At 68.1% G+C, this 1,432-nt stretch carries 2 protein-coding genes; both read left to right on the plus strand.

What is annotated here, in order from left to right; genetic code table 11:
* Window positions 1-176: 176 nt before the first annotated feature.
* Complete coding sequence (gene rnhA / locus ACT84W_RS06920; RefSeq protein WP_417575188.1) at window positions 177-653, plus strand: ribonuclease HI; 477 nt, start codon at window positions 177-179, stop codon at window positions 651-653.
* A 450-nt stretch (window positions 654-1,103) separates the two neighbouring features.
* On the plus strand, window positions 1,104-1,432 hold a 329-nt coding region (locus ACT84W_RS06925; protein ID WP_444328679.1), incomplete at its 3' end, for a hypothetical protein.

The following is a 1,432-nucleotide window of genomic DNA, read 5'->3' on the forward strand; positions in this document are numbered from 1 at the left end:
GAGACCATGGAGGGCGTGGCCGAGCTCAAGGTGCCCCTGATCGCCGAAGTGAGCTACGGTTCCAACTGGGCGGAGGCCAAATAGTGGCGGGCTGGAACGATTTCGCCGCCGGGCATCCCGAGGCCGTGGCGGCAGGCGCCCCCGTCGACGTCCCGGCCGCGCGCGGAGGGGTCCGCATGCACGTGGAGGCGTGGTCGGACGGGTCGTCGCGCGGCAACCCCGGGCCCGGTGGCTACGGGTCGGTCCTTCGCTACACCGACCCCAAGGGCGTCGTGCACGAGCGCGAGTTCTCCTGCGGCTACGATCGCACGACGAACAACCGCATGGAGCTCATGGGCGCGATCGTCGCGCTCGAGGCGCTCCGCCGGCCGTGCGTCGTCGACTTCACGACCGACTCGCAGTACGTCTGCAACGCCTTCAAGCAGCATTGGATCGCCGGTTGGCAGAAGCGCGGCTGGAAGACCGCGAACAAACAGCCCGTGAAGAACGTCGACCTTTGGAAGCGCCTCATCGCGGCGTGTGAGCCGCACGAGGTCCGCTGGCACTGGGTCAAGGGCCACGCGGGGCACGCGGAGAACGAGCGCTGCGACCAGCTCGCGACCGAGGCGGCCGACGGCTCGGGCCGCATCCGCGACGTTGGCTTCACGGGGTAGGGGAGCCTGCGCGGGCAAGAAGGACGTTTCTTGGGCGGAGGGCCCTTCTTGTGCGGGGTTTCTTGCCGTGATGCACTCCCCGCCCGGTAGCCCTTCACTGCTTGGCCTCTCGACCTGCGGCGCATTCCTGCCGGATAGTCCTTCCTCGCAGGATGACCCTTCGGTCCATGGCGGGGTTTCTCGGCAGCGAAACCTTTCACCACATCTATGTTTTTGGCCGTTCGCCGATAAAACCGCAGGTCGCGGTGGCGCGGATTTCAAAATCAAAGATGTGGTGAAAGGTTCCAAGGGCCGAAGGGGTCTCGATGTACGCGTTCGTCTGCTCCCAATCCGCGGTCGACGCGATCCGCTCTCTGAGCGCCCGCGGCGCATGGGGCGGCGACCCCGCTTGGCCGGAGTCCCCGCGCGCCCTTCCGCTGTGGGGCGGCTGCGTCTGCAGCCAGCGGCTTCATGGTCGAGCTGCGGGAGCAAAAGGAGCTTCTTGCCTCCGTCGGGCAAGAGGGCGAGTTCGTGGCGGAGCTGCCGCAGAAGTGGGAACAAATTCGCCGCCTGGCCGCGCTCGCCTCGCTTGCCTGCGAGTTCGCGGGGACGTATCGCCTCGCCGTGGGAACGCCCGCTCTGTCCGAGAGCGGCCTTGCGAAGAAGAACTGCGCACCCGAGTCCTCTGGTGCCGGTGTGCCCGGGCTTTCCGCCGCAGGCGCCCAGCGTCCTGGTGCCGGCGCCCCGCTTTCCGGCGTCGACTCTCTGTGCCCCGGCGTCCCGCGTACTGGTGCTCCGCA

Origin of the sequence: Paratractidigestivibacter sp. (assembly GCF_052362415.1) — a bacterium.
GTDB lineage: Bacteria > Actinomycetota > Coriobacteriia > Coriobacteriales > Atopobiaceae > Paratractidigestivibacter.